The organism is Klebsiella sp. JB_Kp042 (genome assembly GCF_040065275.1).
Classification (GTDB): Bacteria; Pseudomonadota; Gammaproteobacteria; order Enterobacterales; family Enterobacteriaceae; genus Klebsiella; species Klebsiella quasipneumoniae.
The window spans coordinates 117306-139471 of record NZ_JBEAJL010000098.1 but is presented as its reverse complement, the minus strand read 5'-3'; the positions used below and the strand labels follow the sequence as shown (position 1 = coordinate 139471).

The 22166-nt window shown below is 59.5% G+C and carries 22 protein-coding genes, 1 pseudogene and 1 riboswitch; of the genes and pseudogenes, 10 read left to right on the top strand and 13 right to left on the bottom strand.

Annotation, left to right across the window (positions count from 1 at the left end; genetic code table 11):
• Nucleotides 1-41 precede the first annotated feature (41 nt).
• Nucleotides 42-911 carry an AraC family transcriptional regulator gene (locus tag ABLV54_RS20225; RefSeq protein WP_050533736.1) on the bottom strand — a complete coding sequence of 290 codons (870 nt, stop codon included), beginning with the start codon at nt 909-911 and terminating at the stop codon, nt 42-44.
• Nucleotides 912-988: 77 nt separating this feature from the next.
• On the bottom strand, nt 989-1396 hold the full coding sequence (locus tag ABLV54_RS20220; RefSeq protein WP_023291025.1) for a YgiW/YdeI family stress tolerance OB fold protein: 408 nt from the start codon (nt 1394-1396) through the stop codon (nt 989-991).
• 149 nt (nt 1397-1545) lie between these two features.
• Here ABLV54_RS20220 and qseB point away from each other — a divergent pair, with 149 nt between their 5' ends.
• The 4 genes from qseB (at nt 1546) to ABLV54_RS20200 (ending at nt 4635) form a co-directional block, all read left to right on the top strand.
• Entirely contained in the window at nt 1546-2205 is a 660-nt protein-coding gene (gene qseB / locus ABLV54_RS20215) for a quorum sensing response regulator transcription factor QseB (protein ID WP_044524726.1), read from the top strand.
• Nucleotides 2202-3551, top strand: a complete 1350-nt coding sequence (gene qseC, locus ABLV54_RS20210) for a quorum sensing histidine kinase QseC (protein WP_050533735.1) — start codon at nt 2202-2204, stop codon at nt 3549-3551. Before qseB ends, qseC begins: the two co-directional genes overlap by 4 nt.
• Nucleotides 3552-3657: 106 nt before the next feature.
• On the top strand, nt 3658-4239 hold the full coding sequence (locus tag ABLV54_RS20205) for an NAD(P)H-dependent oxidoreductase (RefSeq protein WP_023291028.1): 582 nt from the start codon (nt 3658-3660) through the stop codon (nt 4237-4239).
• A gap of 81 nt (nt 4240-4320) precedes the next feature.
• A complete protein-coding gene (locus ABLV54_RS20200) occupies nt 4321-4635 on the top strand; it encodes a putative quinol monooxygenase (RefSeq protein ID WP_050533734.1) in 315 nt (104 codons plus the stop codon).
• A gap of 73 nt (nt 4636-4708) precedes the next feature.
• Here the strand turns inward: ABLV54_RS20200 and parE are convergent, their stop codons facing one another.
• The 5 genes from parE to nudF are packed head-to-tail and all read right to left on the bottom strand — an operon-like array spanning nt 4709 to nt 9113.
• Nucleotides 4709-6604: a DNA topoisomerase IV subunit B gene (gene parE, locus ABLV54_RS20195; RefSeq protein WP_004205235.1), complete on the bottom strand. Its 1896-nt coding sequence runs from the start codon at nt 6602-6604 to the stop codon at nt 4709-4711.
• Between the two features lie 30 nt (nt 6605-6634).
• Nucleotides 6635-7210, bottom strand: coding sequence for an esterase YqiA (gene yqiA / locus ABLV54_RS20190; RefSeq protein ID WP_004205236.1), 576 nt, complete (start codon nt 7208-7210; stop codon nt 6635-6637).
• Complete coding sequence (cpdA, locus tag ABLV54_RS20185) at nt 7210-8037, bottom strand: 3',5'-cyclic-AMP phosphodiesterase (protein ID WP_050533733.1); 828 nt, start codon at nt 8035-8037, stop codon at nt 7210-7212. The genes yqiA and cpdA overlap by 1 nt, the downstream gene beginning before the upstream one ends.
• A 24-nt stretch (nt 8038-8061) precedes the next feature.
• Nucleotides 8062-8484 (bottom strand): DUF1249 family protein, encoded by a 423-nt coding sequence (locus tag ABLV54_RS20180; RefSeq protein WP_348814215.1) that lies wholly within the window; start codon nt 8482-8484, stop codon nt 8062-8064.
• Nucleotides 8481-9113, bottom strand: coding sequence for an ADP-ribose diphosphatase (gene nudF, locus ABLV54_RS20175; protein WP_004205241.1), 633 nt, complete (start codon nt 9111-9113; stop codon nt 8481-8483). The genes ABLV54_RS20180 and nudF overlap by 4 nt, the downstream gene beginning before the upstream one ends.
• Before the next feature lie 196 nt (nt 9114-9309).
• Here nudF and tolC point away from each other — a divergent pair, with 196 nt between their 5' ends.
• The 3 genes from tolC to ABLV54_RS20160 all read left to right on the top strand — a co-directional run bounded on the left by tolC (nt 9310) and on the right by ABLV54_RS20160 (nt 12775).
• Complete coding sequence (tolC, locus tag ABLV54_RS20170) at nt 9310-10770, top strand: outer membrane channel protein TolC (protein WP_023291030.1); 1461 nt, start codon at nt 9310-9312, stop codon at nt 10768-10770.
• A 167-nt stretch (nt 10771-10937) separates the two neighbouring features.
• Complete coding sequence (locus ABLV54_RS20165) at nt 10938-11609, top strand: DUF1190 family protein (RefSeq protein WP_002916849.1); 672 nt, start codon at nt 10938-10940, stop codon at nt 11607-11609.
• A 5-nt stretch (nt 11610-11614) separates the two neighbouring features.
• Nucleotides 11615-12775: a glutathionylspermidine synthase family protein gene (locus ABLV54_RS20160; RefSeq protein WP_023291031.1), complete on the top strand. Its 1161-nt coding sequence runs from the start codon at nt 11615-11617 to the stop codon at nt 12773-12775.
• Between the two features lie 42 nt (nt 12776-12817).
• Here the strand turns inward: ABLV54_RS20160 and ygiD are convergent, their stop codons facing one another.
• Nucleotides 12818-13609: a 4,5-DOPA dioxygenase extradiol gene (gene ygiD / locus ABLV54_RS20155; RefSeq protein WP_004205244.1), complete on the bottom strand. Its 792-nt coding sequence runs from the start codon at nt 13607-13609 to the stop codon at nt 12818-12820.
• A 186-nt stretch (nt 13610-13795) separates the two neighbouring features.
• Here ygiD and zupT point away from each other — a divergent pair, with 186 nt between their 5' ends.
• Nucleotides 13796-14566: a zinc transporter ZupT gene (zupT, locus tag ABLV54_RS20150; protein ID WP_048335299.1), complete on the top strand. Its 771-nt coding sequence runs from the start codon at nt 13796-13798 to the stop codon at nt 14564-14566.
• A gap of 63 nt (nt 14567-14629) precedes the next feature.
• Here zupT and ribB read toward each other — a convergent pair whose 3' ends face one another.
• Nucleotides 14630-15283 carry a 3,4-dihydroxy-2-butanone-4-phosphate synthase gene (gene ribB / locus ABLV54_RS20145; protein WP_023159075.1) on the bottom strand — a complete coding sequence of 218 codons (654 nt, stop codon included), beginning with the start codon at nt 15281-15283 and terminating at the stop codon, nt 14630-14632.
• A 105-nt stretch (nt 15284-15388) separates the two neighbouring features.
• A riboswitch (FMN riboswitch) is annotated at nt 15389-15540 on the bottom strand.
• 120 nt (nt 15541-15660) lie between these two features.
• Between ribB and ABLV54_RS20140 the strand changes: the two genes are divergently transcribed.
• On the top strand, nt 15661-15933 hold the full coding sequence (locus tag ABLV54_RS20140) for an accessory factor UbiK family protein (protein WP_004174355.1): 273 nt from the start codon (nt 15661-15663) through the stop codon (nt 15931-15933).
• Between the two features lie 34 nt (nt 15934-15967).
• Here ABLV54_RS20140 and glgS read toward each other — a convergent pair whose 3' ends face one another.
• A complete protein-coding gene (gene glgS / locus ABLV54_RS20135) occupies nt 15968-16165 on the bottom strand; it encodes a cell surface composition regulator GlgS (RefSeq protein WP_004205248.1) in 198 nt (65 codons plus the stop codon).
• On the opposite strand from glgS, the pseudogene ABLV54_RS20130 reads away from it, so the two are divergent.
• Nucleotides 16157-16303 (top strand): annotated as a pseudogene (locus tag ABLV54_RS20130) (hypothetical protein); the annotation flags it as partial. The gene glgS and the pseudogene ABLV54_RS20130 sit on opposite strands and share 9 nt — an antisense overlap.
• An 80-nt stretch (nt 16304-16383) precedes the next feature.
• Here the strand turns inward: ABLV54_RS20130 and hldE are convergent.
• Genes hldE through ABLV54_RS20115 form a run of 3 tightly spaced genes read right to left on the bottom strand, consistent with a single transcriptional unit; the run spans nt 16384 to nt 22032 of the window.
• Nucleotides 16384-17817: a bifunctional D-glycero-beta-D-manno-heptose-7-phosphate kinase/D-glycero-beta-D-manno-heptose 1-phosphate adenylyltransferase HldE gene (gene hldE, locus ABLV54_RS20125; RefSeq protein ID WP_023291033.1), complete on the bottom strand. Its 1434-nt coding sequence runs from the start codon at nt 17815-17817 to the stop codon at nt 16384-16386.
• 58 nt (nt 17818-17875) lie between these two features.
• Complete coding sequence (glnE, locus tag ABLV54_RS20120; protein WP_072096604.1) at nt 17876-20713, bottom strand: bifunctional [glutamate--ammonia ligase]-adenylyl-L-tyrosine phosphorylase/[glutamate--ammonia-ligase] adenylyltransferase; 2838 nt, start codon at nt 20711-20713, stop codon at nt 17876-17878.
• A gap of 20 nt (nt 20714-20733) precedes the next feature.
• Nucleotides 20734-22032, bottom strand: a complete 1299-nt coding sequence (locus ABLV54_RS20115; protein WP_050533731.1) for an inorganic triphosphatase — start codon at nt 22030-22032, stop codon at nt 20734-20736.
• Nucleotides 22033-22166 lie beyond the last annotated feature (134 nt).

The following is a 22166-nucleotide window of genomic DNA, read 5'->3' as shown; positions in this document are numbered from 1 at the left end:
GTCACAGGCCGTGAGATCGGTTGAGGATTCCGTCACCTTAATCAGGCCAGCGGCAGATAAATATCGGTTTGCAGCTCATGCTCAGCCACCTGGTGGACAAAATTGTGGTAACGGAAGTAGACCGGAAAATCCCGTAACGTCTCGCCTGAAGCGGGTAACCAGTCGCGATAGAGATACCAAACGCTGTTCGCCAGGGTGTCCAGCGAGCCGTGATGGCGCACGACAGCGCAGCGTCCGCCGGGGATTTCGCCGTTAATCACGCCAAAGGCGTTTTCACCAACCGGCCGTTCGACCGTACCGCAGAGATCAAAACGAAATGCCTCCTGCGGGGTAGTCTGCGGATCGTCCCAGGCGATCCCCCAGGTTTCGCTGGTGGCAACGGGCGATAATCCGCTCGTCTTACGCCAGGCGATAAAACGCGCGGCGGTGGCGTTGACAAGGTCCGGGCTGCCACGATGTTGCAGGACGGCTACCCGGGTGGTGGGGAACGAAATGATATTGACGTCCATCGACGTTTGCTCCTGTAGCGTATGTTTCGGTACGCGTCGATGCCACTCGGCCCAGTCCGGTTGCTGACGGAACTGGGTCGGGCTTTGGTCAAACGCGGTACGGAAGGCACGGCTGAACGACTCCGCATTCTGAAATCCGGCATCAAGGGCAATGTCGATGATTTTATCGCGGGGGTTGAACGCCAGGCGCCAACAGGCGCGTCGCAGACGTAACCACTGAATATACCGGTACAAGGGAATGCCGGTATACGCGCTAAATTGCCGGTGAAAATGGTAAGGCGAACTGTGCGCTATCGCGCTCAGCGCCTCCAGCGACAGCGGCTCATCAAGATGACGCGCAATGTATCTACAGACGCGCTGGAAGCGCCCGGCATACGCCGGGCTGGCCTTAATATCGTTCATCGTCTCCTCCTCGCGACATACTCTGACAGAGCGAGGATAGCGATTCCTGACCGATCTTGCGCTTATCCGCCGGAGACTTATGGCGTGATTTTACGGATCTGTTTAACGTCGATCTCCACCGAGTTCCAGTCCTTATCGACTTCCCCCTGAATTTCTACCGTGTCCTGCGGGCCGACGGTGACGCCGTTCCAGCGTTTGTGGTCGATATCGACATTGATCACCCCGGTAGCATCCTGGAACTTATACAGATCATCGGACACGCGCTCGGTAATTTTGCCCCGCAGGGTCACCCAGGTATCGTCCCGCAGCGATTTGACATTGGTGACGGTGGTGACCGCGCCGCTCGGGCCGGTAAATCCGCCGCCCTGGGTGGTCGAACTTGCCGGCGTGGTCGCAGAAGGACCGGTATACCCGCCCTGTCCGGCAGCCAGCACCGGCATGGAAACCAGGGCAACGATCGCGGTCATCGCAGCAATTTTCTTCATGATGTGTTCTCCCTTCGTGTTGATATGGCTCCTATTACGCCCGACAAAACTTAACGACTTCTTAAGGGGAAAAAAGAAATTTTAATGCTGTACAACCCCGGTCGCAACGCGGTTTACTGCGCAGAGCAGCCGGGTTGGCAGGAGGGAAAATGCGCATATTATTGGTGGAAGATGACAAGTTAATCGGCGATGGCATCAAGGCCGGGCTGAGCAAAATGGGCTTCAGCATCGACTGGTTTACCGCCGGGCTGGAGGGCAAAAACGCCTTATACAGCGCCCCCTACGACGCGGCAATTCTTGATCTCACCCTTCCCGGCATCGATGGCCTCGATATTCTGCGCGAGTGGCGCGACAAAGGCCGCCATGAGCCGGTGCTGATCCTCACCGCCCGCGATGCGCTCAGCCAGCGGGTGGAGGGGCTGCGCCTGGGCGCCGATGATTATCTGTGCAAACCTTTCGCCCTGATTGAGGTAGCGGCCCGCCTCGAAGCATTGATCCGCCGCGCCCACGGCCAGAGCAGCAGCGAGCTGCGCCACGGCAAGGTGAGCCTTGACCCGAACCGCTTAACCGCCAGCCTCGACGGCGAAAGCCTGACGCTGAAGCCGAAGGAGTTCGCCCTGCTGGAACTGCTGCTGCGTAACGCCGGGCGCGTACTGCCGCGTAAGCTTATTGAAGAAAAGCTCTACACCTGGGACGACGAGGTCTCCAGCAACGCCGTGGAAGTTCACGTCCATCATCTGCGCCGCAAACTCGGCAGTGAATTTATCCGCACCGTCCACGGCATCGGCTATACCCTGGGTGACGCATGAAACGACTTGCCCGCCTGAGCCTGCGCCTGCGTCTGACGCTGCTGTTTGCCGTGCTGACCGCCGCCGCCTGGGGGGTGGCCAGCGTGATCGCCTGGCAGCAGACCAGTAAAAAGCTGGATAAGCTGTTTGATACCCAGCAGCTGCTGTTCGCCCGCCGCCTGAGCGTCATGAATTTCGAAGAGCTCCGCGCCCCGCCGACATCGCTCGGGGAAAAGAAAAAGGTGCGCCACGGGCATATCGACGACGATGCGCTGGCATTCGCCATCTTCACCCGCGACGGCAAAATGGTGCTTAACGACGGCGAAAACGGGGAGGATATTCAATGGCACTCGCAGCGCGAGGGTTTCAGCGATGGCTACCTGCGCGGCGATGATGACGAGTGGCGCTTCCTGTGGTTAACCACCGCCGATGGCCGCCACCGCATCGCCGTCGGCCAGGAGTGGGATTATCGCCGCGAAATGGCGATGGACATTGTTACCTCGCAGCTAACGCCGTGGATGATCGCCCTGCCGCTGATGTTCGTGCTGCTCATCGTGCTGTTAAGCCGCGAACTGGCGCCGTTGAAACATCTGGCGCGCATGCTGCGCCTGCGCGCGCCGGACTCGGCGGAATCGCTCAGCGTGGAGAAGATCCCCACTGAAGTCCGCCCGCTGGTCGAGTCGCTGAATCAGCTGTTCCAGCGCACCCACGACGTCATGCTGCGCGAGCGTCGGTTTACCTCTGATGCCGCCCACGAGCTGCGCAGCCCGCTGGCGGCGCTGAAGGTGCAGACTGAAGTCGCCCAGCTCTCTCTGGACGATCCACAAGGGCGTGAGAAAGCCCTGGCTCAGCTCCATCAGGGGATCGATCGAGCCACCCGTCTGGTGGATCAGCTGCTGACGCTGTCGCGGCTGGACTCGCTCGCCCAGCTGGACGACGTGCAGCCGGTCGCCATCGACGATCTGCTGCAGTCGGCGGTAATGGAGATGTACCACCCGGCGCAGCAGGCCGGGATTGAGCTGCGCCTGCATCTTAATGTCTCTGGCATCTCCCGCACCGGCCAGCCGCTGCTCCTCAGCCTGCTGGTGCGCAATCTGCTGGATAACGCGGTGCGCTACAGCCCGCGCGGCAGCCAGGTCGATATCACCCTCAACGCCCGCGAGTTTCGGGTACGCGATAACGGCCCCGGCATCAGCCCGCAGGCGCTGGCGCGCATCGGCGAGCGTTTCTACCGCCCGCCGGGTCAGGATGCTACGGGCAGCGGCCTGGGCTTGTCGATCGTCCGGCGCATCGCCTCGCTGCACGGCATGCGCGTCGAGTTTGCCAATGCCCGCGACGGCGGCTTCGAAGCCCGCGTTGACTGGTAGCGATATTATTGCTCATTTAGCAAAAGACTTTGCACATTTTGCTCATTTTACTGCCCCGCTTCGCGGGGTAAGATCGTCGGCAAATTTTCAAGATTGAGGACAAATGATGAGCAACATCCTGATTATCAATGGCGCAAAAAAATTCGCGCACTCGAATGGCCAGCTGAACGACACCCTGACCGAGGTCGCGGAGAGTTATCTGCGCGACGCCGGACACGATGTTAAAAGCGTTCGCGCCGACAGCGAGTACGACGTAAAAGCCGAAGTGCAGAATTTCCTCTGGGCCGATGTGGTGATCTGGCAGATGCCGGGCTGGTGGATGGGCGCCCCGTGGACGGTGAAAAAATATATGGATGACGTCTTTACCGAAGGCCACGGCTCGCTGTACGCCAGCGACGGCCGTACCCGCTCCGATGCCAGCAAAAAATATGGCTCCGGCGGCCTGGTGCAAGGGAAAAAATATATGCTCTCCCTGACCTGGAACGCGCCGATGGAAGCCTTCACCGACGAAGAACAGTTCTTCCACGGCGTCGGCGTTGACGGCGTTTACCTGCCGTTCCATAAAGCCAACCAGTTCCTGGGTATGGAGGCGCTGCCAACCTTTATCGCCAACGACGTGATTAAAATGCCTGATGTCCCACGGTATATCGCAGAATATCGCAAGCATCTGGCGGAAATTTTTGGTTAACTAGGGGTCTATGCTCTACATATTTCGAGTTATTCGAACCTGGAGTATGACAAGATCCACACAGAAGGAGTTGAGTTAACCATGTTAACAGTGATTGCAGAAATCCGTACCCGCCCGGGCCAGCACCACCGCCAGGCGGTTCTCGATCAGTTCGCGAAAATTATTCCAACCGTTTTGCAGGAAGCCGGCTGCCACGGCTATGCGCCCATGGTGGATCATGCCGCTGGCGTCAGCTTCCAGACCACCGCTCCTGACTCTATCGTCATGGTGGAGCAGTGGGAAAGCGTCGCGCATCTTGAAGCGCACCTGCAGACCCCGCACATGAAAACCTGGTCGGAAGCGGTCAAAGGCGATGTGCTGGAGACCAACATCCGTATCCTGCAGGCCGGCGTCTAAGCCCGCTGACGCAGAAACGAAATAAGAAAAGGGAGCCTGAGGCTCCCTTTTACGTCTGGCGCAGCGCGCGGTCTTACACTTCCAGGTCCGCCATATCGCCCTTCTCCTGCAGCCAGTTGCGACGATCTTCGGAACGCTTCTTGGCCAGCAGCATATCCATCATCGCCGTGGTCTGCTGCTCATCCTCATCGCTGATCACCAGCTGCACCAGGCGGCGGGTATTCGGGTCGAGGGTGGTTTCCCGCAGCTGCATCGGGTTCATCTCGCCGAGACCTTTAAAGCGCTGGACGTTTGGCTTGCCCTTCTTACGCTTCAGCTGCTCCAGCACACCGGTTTTTTCTTCTTCCGTCAGCGCGTAGTAGACCTCTTTGCCGAGGTCGATACGGTACAGCGGCGGCAGCGCCACGTAGACGTGCCCCTCTTTCACCAGAGTACGGAAATGTCTCACAAACAGCGCGCACAGCAGCGTGGCGATGTGCAGGCCATCGGAGTCCGCATCCGCCAGAATACAAATTTTTCCGTAGCGCAGCTGGCTTAAATCATCGCTATCCGGGTCAATCCCAATCGCCACCGAAATGTCGTGTACTTCTTGCGAAGCTAACACTTCATCGGAAGAGACTTCCCAGGTATTCAGGATCTTGCCTTTCAGCGGCATGATCGCCTGATATTCACGATCGCGCGCCTGCTTGGCTGAACCGCCCGCCGAATCCCCTTCGACGAGGAACAGCTCGGTACGGTTCAGATCCTGGGCGGTGCAGTCGGCCAGCTTACCCGGCAGCGCCGGACCGCTGGTCAGCTTTTTGCGCACCACTTTCTTGGCGGCGCGCAGACGGCGCTGGGCGCTGGAAATGGCCATCTCCGCCAGCAGCTCCGCGGCCTGCACGTTCTGGTTCAGCCACAGGCTGAAGGCGTCTTTCACCACGCCGGAGACGAACGCCGCGCACTGGCGCGACGACAGGCGCTCTTTGGTTTGCCCGGCGAACTGCGGATCCTGCATCTTCACCGACAGCACGTAGGCGCAGCGATCCCAGATATCTTCCGCCGACAGTTTCACCCCGCGCGGCAGGATATTACGGTACTCGCAGAACTCACGCATCGCGTCCAGCAGCCCCTGACGCAGGCCGTTGACGTGCGTCCCGCCCTGCATGGTCGGGATCAGGTTGACGTAGCTCTCGGTCAGCAGCTCGCCGCCTTCCGGCAGCCACAGCAGCGCCCAGTCCACCGCTTCCGTCTCGCCGGAGAAGGTGCCGACGAAAGGTTTTTCCGGCAGCAGCGGCAGGCCGTTCACCGCTTCGCTCAGGTAGTCGTTAAGGCCATCGGCATAGCACCAGCTCTGCTCGCTGTTGTTGACCTGGTCGCGGAAAACAATTTCCACGCCCGGGCACAGCACCGCTTTCGCTTTTAACAAGTGGGTCAAACGCGAAACGGAGAAGCGCGGGCTATCGAAGAAGCTTTCGTCCGGCCAGAAATGGACGCTGGTCCCGGTGTTGCGTTTACCGCAGGTGCCGGTGACGTGCAGGTCCTCTACTTTCTCACCATTCTCAAAGGCGATGCTGTAGACCTGACCGTCGCGACGCACGTTGACCTCCACGCGTTTTGACAGGGCGTTGACCACCGAAATCCCCACCCCGTGCAGACCGCCGGAAAACTGGTAATTTTTGTTGGAAAACTTACCGCCCGCGTGCAGCCGGCAGAGGATCAGTTCAACCGCCGGCACCCCCTCTTCCGGGTGAATGTCGACCGGCATCCCGCGCCCGTCGTCAATCACCTCGAGGGACTGGTCGGCGTGCAGGATCACTTCCACGCGTTTAGCATGGCCTGCCAGCGCTTCGTCCACACTGTTATCAATCACTTCCTGACCAAGATGGTTAGGACGGGTGGTGTCGGTATACATGCCCGGACGGCGGCGCACCGGCTCTAGCCCGGTGAGTACCTCAATGGCATCAGCGTTATATGAAGATTGCGTCATGGTGTGTATTCGTAGGTCGTTCAGGGCCGTTTAGCGCAGGCCGAGAAATTCGATAATCTGAGTGAAATGATCGTCAAAGCCGACAAATGCGTGATTACCGCCCTCCTCCACCGTCTGCCGGCAGGAGGCGTAGTAATGAACGGCCTGGCGGTAATCAAGCACTTCATCCCCGGTCTGCTGCAGCAGCCAGAGTAAATCCGGCGCTTCGAGCGGGTCGATTTGCATGACTTTGAGATCGTAAATATGGCGAGACTCTAGCACATATTGCTGCCCGGTGTACGGATTCTCATTGTGGCCGAGAAAATTGTTCAGCAGCTCAAACGGCCGCACCGCCGGGTTAACCACTACCGCTGGCAGCATAAAGCACTGCGACAGCCAGGTCGCGTAGTAGCCGCCCAGCGACGACCCTACGACCCCCAGCGGCTCGCCGCCGTGCTCCAGCACGATGGACTCCAGCAGCTCCGCCGTTTCCGCCGGGTAAGGCGGCAGCTCCGGCACCACCATGGCGATCTCAGGATAGTGCTGCGCCAGCCAGGTCTTTAACGCCGTCGCCTTCGCCGAGCGTGGAGAACTGTTAAAGCCGTGCAGATAAAGGAGCGTCGCCATCAGTAGCCTTCTGAAGCAATATCCGGATGAAACGCCGCGCCTTCCAGGCGGCACACTTCGGTGGTCAGCGTTCCGTCAGGGTGAAGCTCCAGCCAGCGCCAGCCCGGCGACACCGTATCGAGGGTGAAATTGGCGCAGTGCGGTTTGAACTGAACGCAGGTCGACGGCGTCGCCATCATACGTCGGCCATTCCAGTCGAGATCCAGCTCCTGATGAATATGGCCGCACAGCAGATGCTTCACCCGCGGCCAGGCCCTCAGCGCGCTGTCCAGCGCGCCGGCGTTGCGCAGACTGTGTTGATCCAGCCAGCTGCAGCCGGCCGGCAGCGGATGATGATGCAGCAGGAGTAAGGTATAACGCTCCGGCGCCTCCGCCAGCTTATGTTCGAGCCATTCCAGCTGGAAGTCGCTCAGCTCGCCATGGGGAACGCCAAACACCTGGCTGTCCAGCAGCAGGATCTGCCAGTGGTCGCCGAGAAACACGCGCTTGGCGGGGGAAATGCCCGACTCCTGCAGGGTGCTGTACATCGCCGGCTGGAAATCATGGTTGCCCGGTAGCCAGACGCAGGGTGCAGCGAAACTCGCGATGCCCTCAGCAAAATGCTGGTAGGCCGCGGAGGAGTGATCCTGCGCCAAATCGCCTGTTGCGACAATCAAATCGCATGGACGCTGTGAGGCATGAATGGCCGACAGTACGGCCTGATAGCTTTCCCAGGTATTGATGCCTAACAACGTTTCATGTTTTTCAGCAAACAGGTGAGTATCAGTAATTTGTAAGATCCTGACTCTGGCCTCACCAGCCAGAGGTAGGTTTAACAGGCTTTCCAAATGGTGTCCTTAGGTTTAACGACGCTAACAAACCGGAATCGCCATCGCTCCATGTGCTAAACAGTAACGCAGCCAGTCGGCCAGAAACTGGTTAATTTGATGCTTTTCGTCGCGTTGATGCAACTTTTTATTAGGATAATCATATCGCGCTTTGAAGCGAAAGATCTGCTGACTCGAACACACTTCGGCCACCATGGCGTCATGGTAGAGGCGAATGGTCATCGACGGCAGACTCCAGTAGCTCACCGCTGGCAGAGTCTGCTCTATCGCCACCAGTGTAGTGTAGCGGGTTGATTCCGTTATCGTTAACCGATATTGCGCGCTTCCCACCTGATAGCTCACCTTCTCACCCGCTGCATCCGTTCGCGGCAACAGGCGGCGCAACTGGGCGAAATTGGTCTCGCACAGGCGCATCATCTTAGGGAAGTCAGGTGTATAACGCTTCATTTTGTCCACTCGTTTCGTAAATTGTGATAATGCAATTGCAGCCATTGCAAGGCGATGACAGAGGCTGCGTTGTCGATTTTCCCCTCTTCTACCCACTGGTAAGCCTGCTCCCGGCTCACCACATGAACCCGAATATCCTCATTTTCCTCGGCCAGGCCGTGAATGCCTTTTGCCGTCGATGCATCAACTTCGCCCACCAGGATCGATAACCGTTCGCTGGTGCCGCCAGGACTGGCCAGATAGCTTAATATTGGTTTCGTCCGCCCAACTTCAAGTCCGGCCTCCTCCAGCGCTTCCCGACGGGCGACATCTTCTACCGTCTCACCCGCCTCGATCATGCCGGCGACCATTTCCAGCAGCCAAGGGCTCTCGCTGGTATCATAGGCGGCGATACGGATTTGTTCGACCAGCACCACTTCGTCCCGCACCGGGTCAAAGGGTAGCAAGACGGCGGCATGCCCGCGCTCAAAAATTTCACGGGTGACTTCGCCGCTCATGCCGCCGTTAAACAGACGGTGGCGAAAACGGTATAAATCGAGCGAAAAAAAACCACGATACAGCGTTTCGCGTGCAATAATTTCTACATCATTTTTGGAGAAGGTAATTCCCTGGTGAATGGGTTTGCTCATTGTCATGTCCTGCTAATCCGAAATGAGGGATTTCCAGACCGTTTGGCTACCGTTTTACGGTCCGTATGTTAGATTGGTGCAAATTACCGCCGGATGGCACGTAACGCCAACTTTTTACGGCGGCAGAATCGATACAATCAGCGGAATTTTTCTTAGAATTAGACCAGCGCTAAATGCTTCACAACAAGGAATGCAAATGAAGAAATTGCTCCCCATTCTTATCGGCCTGAGCCTGACCGGGTTCAGCGCCATGAGCCAGGCGGAAAACCTGCTTCAGGTTTACCAGCAGGCGCGCATCAGCAACCCCGATCTGCGTAAATCGGCAGCCGATCGTGACGCCGCGTTCGAAAAGATCAACGAAGCGCGCAGTCCTTTACTGCCTCAGCTCGGGCTGGGAGCGGATTATACCTATACCAGCGGCTTCCGTGATTATAAAGACCAGAATTCTAACGTCACCAGCGGCTCGCTGCAGTTAACGCAGGTTCTGTTTGATATGTCGAAATGGCGCGCCCTGACGCTGCAGGAAAAAACGGCAGGCATTCAGGATGTCACGTATCAGACCGATCAGCAAACGCTGATTCTGAATACCGCGACGGCCTACTTCAAAGTGCTGGCCGCCATCGACACGCTCTCTTATACCGAAGCGCAGAAACAGGCAATTTACCGCCAGTTGGATCAAACCACCCAGCGCTTTAACGTCGGTCTGGTGGCGATCACCGACGTGCAGAACGCCCGTTCACAATACGACGCCGTGCTGGCGAACGAAGTGACCGCGCGTAACGATCTCGACAACGCCGTGGAAGAGCTGCGCCAGGTTACCGGCAACTACTACCCGGAGCTGGCCTCCCTGAACGTAGACGGCTTCAAAACCAGCAAACCGCAGGCGGTGAACGCCCTGCTGAAGGAAGCGGAGAACCGCAACCTGTCGCTGCTGCAGGCGCGTCTGAGCCAGGATCTGGCCCGCGAGCAGATTCGCCAGGCGCAGGACGGCCATTTGCCGACCCTGGATTTGAACGCCTCGTCGGGCGTTTCCAACAACCGCTACAGCGGCTCAAACAGCATCACGCAAGATGCTGATATCGGTCAGAACAAAATCGGCCTGAGCTTCTCCATGCCGCTGTATCAGGGCGGGATGGTTAACTCGCAGGTTAAACAGGCGCAGTACAACTTCGTCGGCGCCAGCGAGCAGCTGGAAAGCGCTCACCGCAGCGTGGTCCAGACCGTGCGTTCTTCGTTTAACAACGTGAATGCTTCTATCAGCAGCATCAACGCTTACAAACAGGCGGTGGTCTCTGCGCAAAGCTCCCTGGATGCGATGGAAGCAGGCTACTCGGTGGGTACCCGTACTATCGTTGACGTCCTCGACGCCACCACCACGCTGTACAACGCCAAACAGCAGCTCTCGAATGCGCGCTACAACTACCTGATCAACGAGCTGAACATCAAGTCGGCGTTAGGTACGCTGAACGAGCAGGATCTGGTCGCCCTGAACAACACCCTGGGCAAACCGATCTCCACCTCCGCGGACAGCGTCGCGCCGGAAAATCCGCAGCAGGATGCCACTGCCGACGGTTACGGCAACACGACCGCGGCTGTGAAGCCGGCGTCTGCACGGACGACGACCCAAAGCAGCGGCAGCAATCCGTTCCGTCAGTAATTCTCATACTGTGACGCGCATCGCCTGTCCATCGGACAGGCGATGCGTTAAACGTAAGGCAACGTAAAGATCCCCTGCTTAGCGCCCCTCTTCGCTTCATTTTCCACCACTCATCCTCTATCCTGAGCGTTAACACACGCCATACCACTGGGTCCTGGAAGACAAATATGAAACGGACAAAAAATATTAATCATTCGTCGTTCCGCAAAAGCTGGAGCGCACGCCACCTGACGCCGGTCGCCCTGGCCGTCACCGCGGTCTTTATGCTTGCCGGTTGTGAAAAAAGCGACGAAACGGTCTCGCTGTACCAGAACGCCGATGACTGCTCCGCCGCCAACCCGGGCAAAGCAGCCGAATGCACCACGGCCTACACCAACGCGGTGAAAGAGGCAGAGCGCACCGCGCCGAAATATGCCACCCGCGAAGACTGCGTCGCCGAGTTTGGCGAAGGCCAGTGCCAGCAAACGCCTGCCCAGGCGGGCGTCGCCCCGGAAAACCAGGCGCAGGCGCAAAGCAGCGGCAGCTTCTGGATGCCGCTGATGGCCGGCTACATGATGGGCCGCCTGATGGGCGGCGGCATGGCGCAACAGCAGCCGCTGTTCAGCTCCAAAAACCCGGCCAGCCCGGCCTACGGTCAGTACACTGACGCCAGCGGCAAGAGCTATGGCGCCGCCCAGCCGGGCCGCACCATGAACGTGCCGAAAACCGCGATGGCGCCGAAGCCAGCGACCACCACCACCGTCACCCGCGGGGGCTTCGGCGAGTCGGTGGCGAAGCAGTCGACCATGCAGCGTAGCGCCGCAGGCTCCACCTCCTCTTCTCGCTCAATGGGCGGCTAAGCAACATGGAAAGAGTCAGCATTACCGAGCGCCCGGACTGGCGCGAGAAAGCGACCGAATACGGCTTCAACTTCCACACCATGTACGGCGAGCCCTACTGGAGCGAAGAGGCTTATTACAAGCTGACCCTCGCCCAGGTGGAAAAGCTGGAGGAGGTCACCGCCGAGCTGCATCAGATGTGTCTTCAGGTGGTGGAAAAAGTGATCGCCAGCGATGAGCTGATGGCCAAATTCCGCATCCCTAAACACACCTGGGGCTTTGTGCGCCAGTCGTGGAAAACCAACCAGCCGTCACTCTACTCACGTCTCGACCTGGCCTGGGATGGCGTCGGCGAGCCGAAGCTGCTGGAGAACAATGCCGACACGCCGACCTCGCTGTATGAAGCGGCCTTCTTCCAGTGGATCTGGCTGGAAGACCAGCTCAACGCCGGCAAGCTGCCGGCGGGCAGCGATCAGTTCAACAGCCTGCAGGAAAAGCTAATCGATCGCTTCGGTGAGCTGCGCGAGCAGTTTGGCTTCCAGCTGCTGCATATGGCCTGCTGCCGCGATACCGTTGAAGATCGCGGCACCGTGCAATATCTGCAGGACTGCGCCGCCGAGGCGGGGCTGGCGACGGAATTCCTCTACATCGAAGATATTGGTCTGGGTGAAAAAGGCCAGTTTACCGATCTCCAGGATCAGGTGATTGGCAACCTGTTCAAGCTCTATCCGTGGGAGTTTATGCTGCGGGAGATGTTTTCCACCAAGCTGGAAGACGCCGGCGTCCGCTGGCTGGAGCCGGCGTGGAAGAGCATCATCTCCAACAAAGCGCTGCTGCCGATGCTGTGGGAAATGTTCCCTAATCATCCGAATCTGCTGGCGGCTTACTTCAGCGAAGATGCCCATCCGGAGATGGAGAAGTACGTCATTAAGCCAATCTTCTCCCGCGAAGGCGCCAACGTGTCGATCGTTGAGAATGGCAAAGTTTTGGAAGCCGTGGAAGGCCCGTACGGAGAAGAAGGCACAATCGTGCAGGAATTTTACCCGCTGCCGAAGTTTGGTGACAGCTACACGCTGATTGGCAGCTGGCTCATCAACGATCAGCCCGCCGGGATCGGCATTCGTGAAGACCGGGCGCTGATTACCCAGGATCTGTCGCGCTTCTATCCGCACATTTTCGTCGAATAATGTCGCGCTCCGGCGACGATACCGCCGCCGGAGCACAATCTATCAGGCGCCAACTACCACCGACAGCATACTCAACGAGCCCATCTCGATGCCATCGACCGGGGTCGAAATCGCCTCAACGCCGTCCCACGCCCCCAGGACATATAACAGCGGCAGGAAATGCTCCGCCGTTGGGTTGGAGAGCGAGCCCCCTTCATGTGCCAGGTAGTTAACCAGCGGGTGCTGATCGTCCGGGCCCTGCCACTGCAAATTCGCCTTCACGTAGTTGTTGAAGGACTCCGCCCACGGATACGGCGTGTTCTCGCCATGCCAGCGGGCGGTACGCAGGTTATGCACCACGTTGCCGCTGGCCACCAGCATAATGCCTTCATCACGCAGCGAGGCCAGCTTCCGCCCCATTTCAAGATGCCAGGCCGGCGGTTTGGTGCTGTCGATGCTCAGCTGAACCATCGGGATATCCGCCTGCGGATACATCTTAATCAGCACGCCCCATGAACCATGGTCAAATCCCCAGGCTTCTTTATCGAGGGTGACCGGCACCGGCGAGAGCAACTCCACCAGTCGTTGCGCCAGCGCCGGGGAACCCGGAGCCGGGTAATGGGTGTCATACAGCGCCTGCGGGAAGCCGCCGAAGTCGTGAATGGTCTTCGGGGCCTCCATCGCCGTCACGCCCGTACCGCGCGTGAACCAGTGCGCAGAGACCACCACGATCGCTTTCGGACGCGGCAGGGTTTCGCCCAGGTGAGCCCAGGCGCGGGTATAGCGATTGTCTTCCAGCACGTTCATTGGGCTGCCATGGCCGAGGAACAACGCGGGCATTCGGGTACGGGACATGATGATATCCTTAGGGTGTCAATGTGATGTGCTCACATTACGCGCTTTTGCGCCAGGATAAACTCAGATAACCATGATGATGATCGTCAGAAAATTTGAATGTAATTCGCGGTAAAGGGAGCTGTCCCGTACGCGCATCCTCAGGCAATATACTCGTATGCACTTATTTTCGCAGGGAGAGAAGCGATGTCATCACCCTTAATATTGACGCTGTTAGCCGGTAGCGCAACCTTTATTGGCGCCATATTCGGCGTGATTGGCCAGAAACCCTCTAACCGCCTGCTTGGCTTCTCCCTCGGCTTTGCCGCCGGGATCATGCTGTTGATTTCGTTGATGGAAATGCTGCCTGCCGCGCTGGCCGCCGAGGGCATGTCGCCGCTGCTCGGCTACGGAATGTTTGTTGTCGGCCTGCTGGGCTACTTTGGTCTCGATCGCCTGCTGCCGCACGCCCATCCGCAGGATCTGATGACCCCCGCCGCGCCGCGGCCGCGCAATTTACGCCGCACCGCCATTTTGCTGACGCTGGGTATCAGCCTGCATAATTTTCCGGAAGGCATCGCCACCTATGTCACGGCCAGCAACAACCTCGAGCTTGGCATGGGAGTGGCGCTTGCCGTCGCCCTGCACAATATTCCTGAAGGTTTGGCGGTTGCCGGGCCGGTATATGCCGCTACCGGATCGCGCAGCAAGGCGGTGCTCTGGGCCGGTATTTCCGGCATGGCGGAGATTTTAGGCGGCGTGCTGGCGTGGCTGATTCTGGGCAGCCTGGTCTCGCCGCTGGTCATGGGCGCGATCATGGCCGCCGTCGCCGGGATTATGGTGGCGCTGTCGGTCGATGAACTGATGCCGCTGGCAAAAGAGATCGATCCGCAAAGCAACCCGAGCTATGGCGTCCTGTGCGGGATGTCGGTGATGGGGCTAAGCCTGGTGGTGCTCCAGACGATGGGCATCGGTTAAGGCGCAGAAACAATACAGCCCACTAAAAAGTGGGCTGTTTTCACTGGCGTTGTCAGCCGCTGATTAGCTGGCTTTACGCTCATGTTCGCGACGATAGGCCACCAGATCTTCAATCGTGACCACTGCCATATTGTGCTGCTGAGCGAACTTGATGCACTCCGGCGCGCGGGCCATAGTGCCATCGTCATTGGTCAGCTCGCACAGCACGCCTGCCGGTTTGAAGCCGGCGAGAGTCACGAGGTCGATAGTGGCTTCGGTGTGGCCGCCGCGGGTCAGTACGCCGCCCGGCTGCGCCCGCAGCGGGAAAACGTGGCCAGGACGGTTGAGATCGGAAGGTTTCGCGCCGTCGGCAATCGCCGCGCGGACGGTGGTCACGCGGTCGGCAGCGGAAACGCCAGTGGTCACGCCTTCGGCCGCTTCGATGGTGACGGTAAAGCCGGTGCCGTAGGCGCTGGTGTTGTTCTCCACCATCATCGGCAGATCCAGCTGTTTACGGCGATCTTCGGTCAGGCACAGGCACACAATGCCGCTGCCGTGACGAATGGTCAGCGCCATCTGCTCTACGGTCATGGTTTCGGCGGCGAAAATCATATCGCCTTCGTTTTCACGGTCTTCATCGTCAAGCACCATCACGCCGCGGCCTTCGCGCAGGGCGTTTAAAGCGTGTTCCACACGTTCAAAAGCGGTACCAAAAGAAGAAAGGAGCGTCTGATTCATGGTAAAAAAACCTCATTAAAATTATGGTTACCAGAATCAGGGCAGTCTTAGGAGCGCCGGTTTAGCGGCAAAAGTCAACGCGAGCGGGCCTGGGCCCGACTGTGCCGTTACTCTCTCCCATCCGGACTTTAACCGTCGGCCCCGGAATTACACCGGATCTGCTGACCTTCCCGTAGTCACGGGAAGCGCTCGCGGGCTTTCAACGCCATGGTTGATTTACCGCCGGTGGGGAATTTCGCCCCGCCCTGAGAATAAGCGAGATAACTATAACGCTATTGACTATCCTCGGCAATGCATAAGCTTCAAACATTTCTGGTTTATAGGCGGCCTGGTTCGCACTACAATGATCAATCATCCGACCCGAGCAGGAAACCACCATGATTGACCCGAAAAAAATTGAACAAATCGCCCGCCAGGTCCATGAGTCGATGCCAAAAGGACTTCGCGATCTGGGTGAGGATGTTGAGAAGAAAATCCGCCAGGCGCTGCAGTCGCAGCTGACCCGCCTGGATCTGGTTAGCCGCGAAGAGTTTGACGTGCAGACTCAGGTTCTGCTGCGGACCCGCGAAAAACTGGCGCTGCTGGAACAGCGCCTGAATGACCTTGAAAACCGCCCGGCGACGACGCCTGGCAGCGAAGAGCAGCAGTAAAAAAACGGGCCCTCAGGGGCCCGTTTGCGTTGACTTAGTGTGCGGCTTCCGCCGGGCTGTTCACCTGACGACAGTACAGTTCATAGCGCTGGCAAAACCATTCACGATGTTCTTCATCCATATTGCCGACGATGGCCTGAAGATCAACTGGCTGGCCCTGGGCGTGCATTCTGGCGAAACTCCGCGCCAAAAAATCAAAATTCTTCATTGAATACATATCGTTATGGTTCATGCGCATACTCCTTCAGCGGTGGATGTTCTGATCAGTCATATGCCTTTTACTCACTTCAGTATTTACGCTTACCTTAACGCCATTTGTACGAAAAATGCGCTTAATGTGATTATTTATTGCGCCAAATCATTTTCCACATCATTAAATAAAAACGGCCCGCGATATCGCTATCGCAGGCCGTGATGCCGCACCGTTCTGGTGGGTGAATAGCGAAACGGTTATTTTTCGCTATCTTTCTGTATTTTCTTAATAATGTTGGTGGTTGAGCACCCATCTTCAAAGTTGAGCACCAGCACTTCGCCACCGTTCGCCCAGACCTCTTCACTGCCGGCGATCTGTTCCGGTTTGTAGTCGCCGCCTTTGACCAGCAGATCCGGCAGGATCCCGGCAATCAGGCGCTGCGGTGTATCTTCTTCGAAGGAGACCACCCAGTCGACCGCCTCCAGCGCCCCCAGCACGATCATCCGCTGCTCCAGCGGGTTCACCGGGCGGGTTTCGCCTTTCAGACGTTTGGTGGAGGCATCGCTGTTGACCGCCACGATCAGACGGTCGCCCAGTTTGCGCGCATTCGCCAGATAGGAGACATGGCCGGCGTGCAGAATATCGAAGACGCCGTTGGTCATAACCACTTTCTCGCCGCGCTTGCGCGCTGCCGCAACTGCCTGTTTGAGTTCCTCTTCGCTCATCACGCCGAAGCCAGTCTCAGCCCGTCCGCGAACCGCATTTTCCAGCTCGACAGGAGAAACGGTGGAGGTCCCCAGCTTGCCAACCACCACGCCCGCCGCGGCGTTGGCGAAATAGCAGGCCTCTTCCAGGGTATTGCCGGAGGCCAGGGTCGCCGCCAGCACGCCAATCACCGTGTCGCCGGCGCCGGTGACATCGTACACTTCCTGGGCCTGGGTCGGCATATGCAGCGGCGGACGCCCCGGCTGCAGCAGTGTCATCCCCTGCTCAGAGCGCGTCACCAGCAGCGCTGACAGTTCGAATTCGGCGATGAGCTTCATGCCGCGCTCAACGATCTCCGCTTCATTCTGGCACTTGCCCACCACCGCTTCAAACTCAGAGAGGTTCGGCGTGAGCAGCGTTGCGCCGCGATAGCGTTCGAAATCGGTACCTTTCGGATCGATCAGCACCGGCACGCCTGCTTCACGGGCGAGCTTGATCATCGTCTGGACGCTGGTCAGCGCCCCTTTAGCGTAGTCCGAGAGAACCAGCGCGCCAATCGAGCCCAGCGCCTGCTGAATGCGCTCGTGCATCGGCTGCGGATCAACGCCGGAAAAGCCCTCTTCAAAGTCGAGGCGAATCAACTGCTGGTTGCGCGACAGCACCCGCAGCTTGGTGATGGTCGGGTGTGTCGGGACGGAGACAAAGTCGCACTTCACATTGACGTTGGCCAGCGCCTGGCTCAGCGCGCGGGCGGCGTCATCAATCCCGGTCAATCCCACCAGGCGCGACGTCGCCCCCAGGGAGGCGATGTTCATCGCTACGTTTGCCGCGCCGCCAGGACGTTCTTCGATATTTTCCACCTTCACCACCGGCACCGGGGCTTCCGGGGAAATACGACTGGTGGGGCCGTACCAGTAGCGGTCCAGCATCACATCACCCACCACCAACACTCCTGCACGTTCAAACTCCGGCAGCGTTACTTTCATGACTCTCTCCTGCGAGACGCAAACTTTGCGCGCGATAATAGCACACCCGATTTTATAGTTAAGCCATCAGCCACTTCTGCCAGCTGGCGCTGACCTGCTCACGCTCCCGGCTGAATGCCTCTGGCGCCACGTGTCCCGGCAGCTCCTGCAGGGCCAGGTGATGGAGCGCATCACGCAAGGTGGTGTACGCGTGCGTTAAGGCTCGCGCTTCCTCCTCGTCCATGATGTCGTTCTGCGCCAGCAGCTCGAGAATACGCACGTTATCAGACCAGCGGGTCAACTTCGGCTTGTCGCTGGCATAGCGTAGGACCAGATACTGGGTAATAAATTCAATATCCGTGATCCCACCGGCATCGGCTTTGATATCAAAACGATCGGCATGTTTATTGCCGAGGTGGGCGCGCATCTTCTCACGCATCTCGCGAACTTCGGTCTGCAGGGTCGCGCCATCCCGCGCGGTGGTCAGGATATCGCGACGAATGGCGTCAAATCGCGCCTGCAGCGCCGGGTCGCCATAGACCACGCGAGCGCGCACCAGCGCCTGATGCTCCCATGTCCAGGCTTCGTTCTGCTGATAGTCGGCAAACGCGTCGGCGGTGGTGACCAGCATCCCCGCCGCGCCGGAAGGGCGCAGCCGGGCGTCAACTTCGTAGAGAATACCGGACGAGGTGCGGGTGCTGAACAGATGCATGATCCGCTGAGCCAGCCGCAGGTAGAACTGACGGCCGTCGATCTCCCGCTCGCCGTCGGTCATCACCTCCGCCGGGCAGTCATGGAGGAACACCAGGTCGAGATCGGAACTGTAGCCCAGCTCCCAGCCGCCGAGCTTGCCGTAGCCGACGACGGCGAAGCCGCGCCCCTGGCGATCGTGCAGGTGGGTCGGCTGGCCGTAGCGGGCCACCATCTGTCCCCATGCCTGCTGCACCACCGCGTCGAGGATCGCTTCGGCAAGCCAGGTTAAGTGATCGCTGACCTTCATCACCGGCAGCGTGCCGGCGATATCCGCCGCGGCGATATGCAGCTGCTGCGCCTGCTTGAACTGGCGCAATGCCTCCAGCTGCTGCTCTTCATCCTCTTCCGGCACGCGCAGCAGATACTGGCGCAGCTCGTCGCGATAGGCATCGGTCGCCGTCGGCTGATAGAGGGTGTTGGGATCCAGCAGTTCATCAAGCAGCAGCGGGTGGCGCGCCAGCTGGCTGGCGACCATCGGCGACGCCGCGCAGAGCGTAATCAGGTGCTTCAGCGCGCCGGGGAATTCGCTCAGTAGCTCAAGATAGGTGGTGCGAGTGACGATCCCGGTCAACAGCGGCGTGATCCGCGCCAGAGGCAGAGGCGCATCGGCGCGCGAGCAGATTTCGCTCAGCAGATGCGGCATCAGTTGATCCAGCACCTGGCGGCCTCGCGGGCCGATGGTGCGCCGATCCAGCTCTTTACGGAAATCAGCAATCAGCGCCAGCACGCTGCGGCGGTCGGCGTCGTTTAAATGCGCCAGCGCCGGGCTGGCGTCATCTTCTTCCAGCGCATCCTGCCACAGTTCGCGCCAGTACTCCGCCAGCTGCTCATCCGGCGACTGGGCCTCATCATCGCCGATCAGCTCATTAAACACCCGCCGCACGCTGGCCATATGGCTCGCCAGCTGCGCGCTCAGCGTCTCCCAGTCGTCGGTATGCATCCCCCACGCCAGCCTGGCGCGGTTCAGTTCATCCTGCGGCAGAGTCTGAGTCTGCTCATCGTTGAGGCTCTGCAGCAGATTTTCCAGCCGGCGCAGGAACAGATAGGCCGCGCGCAGCAGCGTCGCGTCGCCTTCCGGCAGCAGATGCAGCTCATCAATCGCCGCCAGGGTCGGGAGCAGCGCGCGCTGCTGCAGCGCAGGTTCGCGACCGCCGCGGATCAGCTGAAAGACCTGCACGATAAACTCAATTTCACGGATCCCGCCGGCGCCGAGCTTGATGTTGTCTTTCAGCCCGCGACGCCGCACTTCGCGAGCGATCATGCCTTTCATGTTACGCAGCGACTGGATCACGCTGAAGTCGATATAGCGGCGGAAGACGAAGGGGCGAAGCATCGCGCGCAGCTCGCTGGCGTAGGCGTCGTCGTTATCGCCCATGATCCGTGCTTTCACCATCGCGTAGCGTTCCCAGTCCCGGCCCTGCTCCTGGTAATAATCCTCCAGCGCCGCAAAGCTGAGCACCAGCGGCCCGCTGTCGCCAAACGGCCGCAGGCGCATGTCCACCCGATAAACAAAGCCGTCCTGCGTCGGCTGGTCGAGCGCCTTGATAAGCCGCTGCCCCAGGCGGGTAAAGAACTGGGCGTTATCCAGCTCGCGGCGGCCGCCGCGGGTGGCGCCATGCTCAGGCCAGGCAAAAATCAGATCGATATCGGAAGAGAAGTTCAGCTCGCCGCCGCCCAGCTTTCCCATCCCGAGGATCAGCAGCGGCTGCGGCTGGCCCTCGGCATTGCAGGGCGTTCCCCACTCTTTACAGCAGGCGGCGTACAGCCAGTCGCGGGCGGCGACAATCAGGGTCTCCGCCAGGACGCTCAACTGCTGCAGCGTCTCTTCTTCGCTTACCAGCGACAGCGCCTGCGCCCAGGCGATGCGGACCATCATATGACGGCGGAAAAGACGCAGCTCTCGCATCAACCCCGCTTCGTCAGCCACCGCCTGCAGGCGATCCTGCAGCCAGGTCTCATAATGCCGCCACTCTTCCGCCTCCGGTGAAGACTGGGCAAGCTCGTTCAGCCAGCCTGGCTGGGCGATCACACTCTGTTCGACAAAATCACTGAACGCCATCACCGACCTGGCCTGCGGGCTCAGTTCGGCGACGGGGAAATCCGCTGGCAGGCGGTCAGCGACCGTCTGCCAGTGCTGCTGTAACTGCGAAGAAAGCGGCATCATAGGGGCTCCCTGGCCTGTAATTATCGTTTTCCACTATGCAGCCAGAACGGCTCGGCAGCCAGCGCCTGGCGACGGAAATATTCAAAGACGCTGCGGTCGTCATGCTCTATCGCACGCTGTAGTTCCTGCCAGTTCTCCAGCCACGGCGCGACGGCGTCGCCATAGGCGCCCGCCAGCAACTGGACGCTGTCGATGTCGCGCGCCAGCTTCGGCAGCTGGTCGGGGGCATCCTCCACCGCCAGGTGCTGCACGGCGCCGCGCAGCTCAGCCGCCGCCCGGGAAAGGTGAATATCGGCAAACCGTTTGAACGATCCGGCTATTTTTTTCTCTCCCGCCTCGTTGAGGAACGGACGCCAGCCGCGCTGGACCAGCCATTCGGTCAGCGCCAGTTTGGCGGCGACGACCTCGGTGCGGAATAACGCCTCATCGGCGGTGTCCGCGGCCAGCAGCGCCGCTTCGGCGTCGTTCAGCAACGCGCGGAGGTGGGTGGTCGCCTTCCGCGGCACGATGCCGCCGAACAGCACCAGCGCATGGCGCACGCGGGCTATCGCCAGCAGGATTTCCGCTTTGGCTTTCGCGTTGCCGCGCAGCCAGACCTCATCGTGATACAGCCAGTGCGCCAGGGCGCTCTCCAGCGCCGCCTCCAGCCCCTGCTCCACGCTGGCCTTCGCCGCTACCGGCAGCACCGCCAGCCGGGTTACCGGGCGCTCGTCGTTGCCTTGCGCCAGATGATACCCGCGCGCGGCTTTGCTCAGGCTCCCCTGACGCAGGACGCCGCTCTCCAGCAAACGCTGCGCGAGGCGCAGCAGATCGGCGGTCTCCCCGGCGAGCAGCTCCAGCTCCAGCTCGCAGATCGGCTCCTGATGCTCGCCCGCCTTCACTTCGCCGCGATCGAGGGCAATCTCAATTTCACTCTTTCCTTCCTGGATCACCCAGCGTTCACGGGCAAAGTCGGTGCTGAACAGCGGTTGCACATGCTCCGCCAGCGCGGCTGGAAGTTCCCCTTGCGGCCAGACCTCCGCCGGCAGGCGCTCAAGCGCCAGTTCCGGTTTATCCAGTGGAATATTGTATTCCGGGCGCTGGTGCAGGCCGCCCACCACCCGACCGGCGATTTTCAGCGTCATCTCATAACGCCCCTGGTCGCCGCGGATGCGCAGCCCCATGTCGTGACGACGCAGCCAGTTATCGGCGGTTTCATAGTAAATGTTCAGCAACTGGCCCGCGGGCGTATGTTTCGCCTCGAGCGCATTGAGCTGCTCGCGCAGCGTCTCTACCCCATCCTGAGCGACGATAAACTTAAGTTCGATTTCTTGAGCCATGACTGAATTCTTCCGCTTCTGTGCTGCGCCGACAAATTGCGGCGAACTTACGACGATATTTTTTGTCAGTAGATAGTATTTTGCGGCGAATCGCCATGCAACGCGCTTTTTGCCGGGCCACCTCCTGGATGATT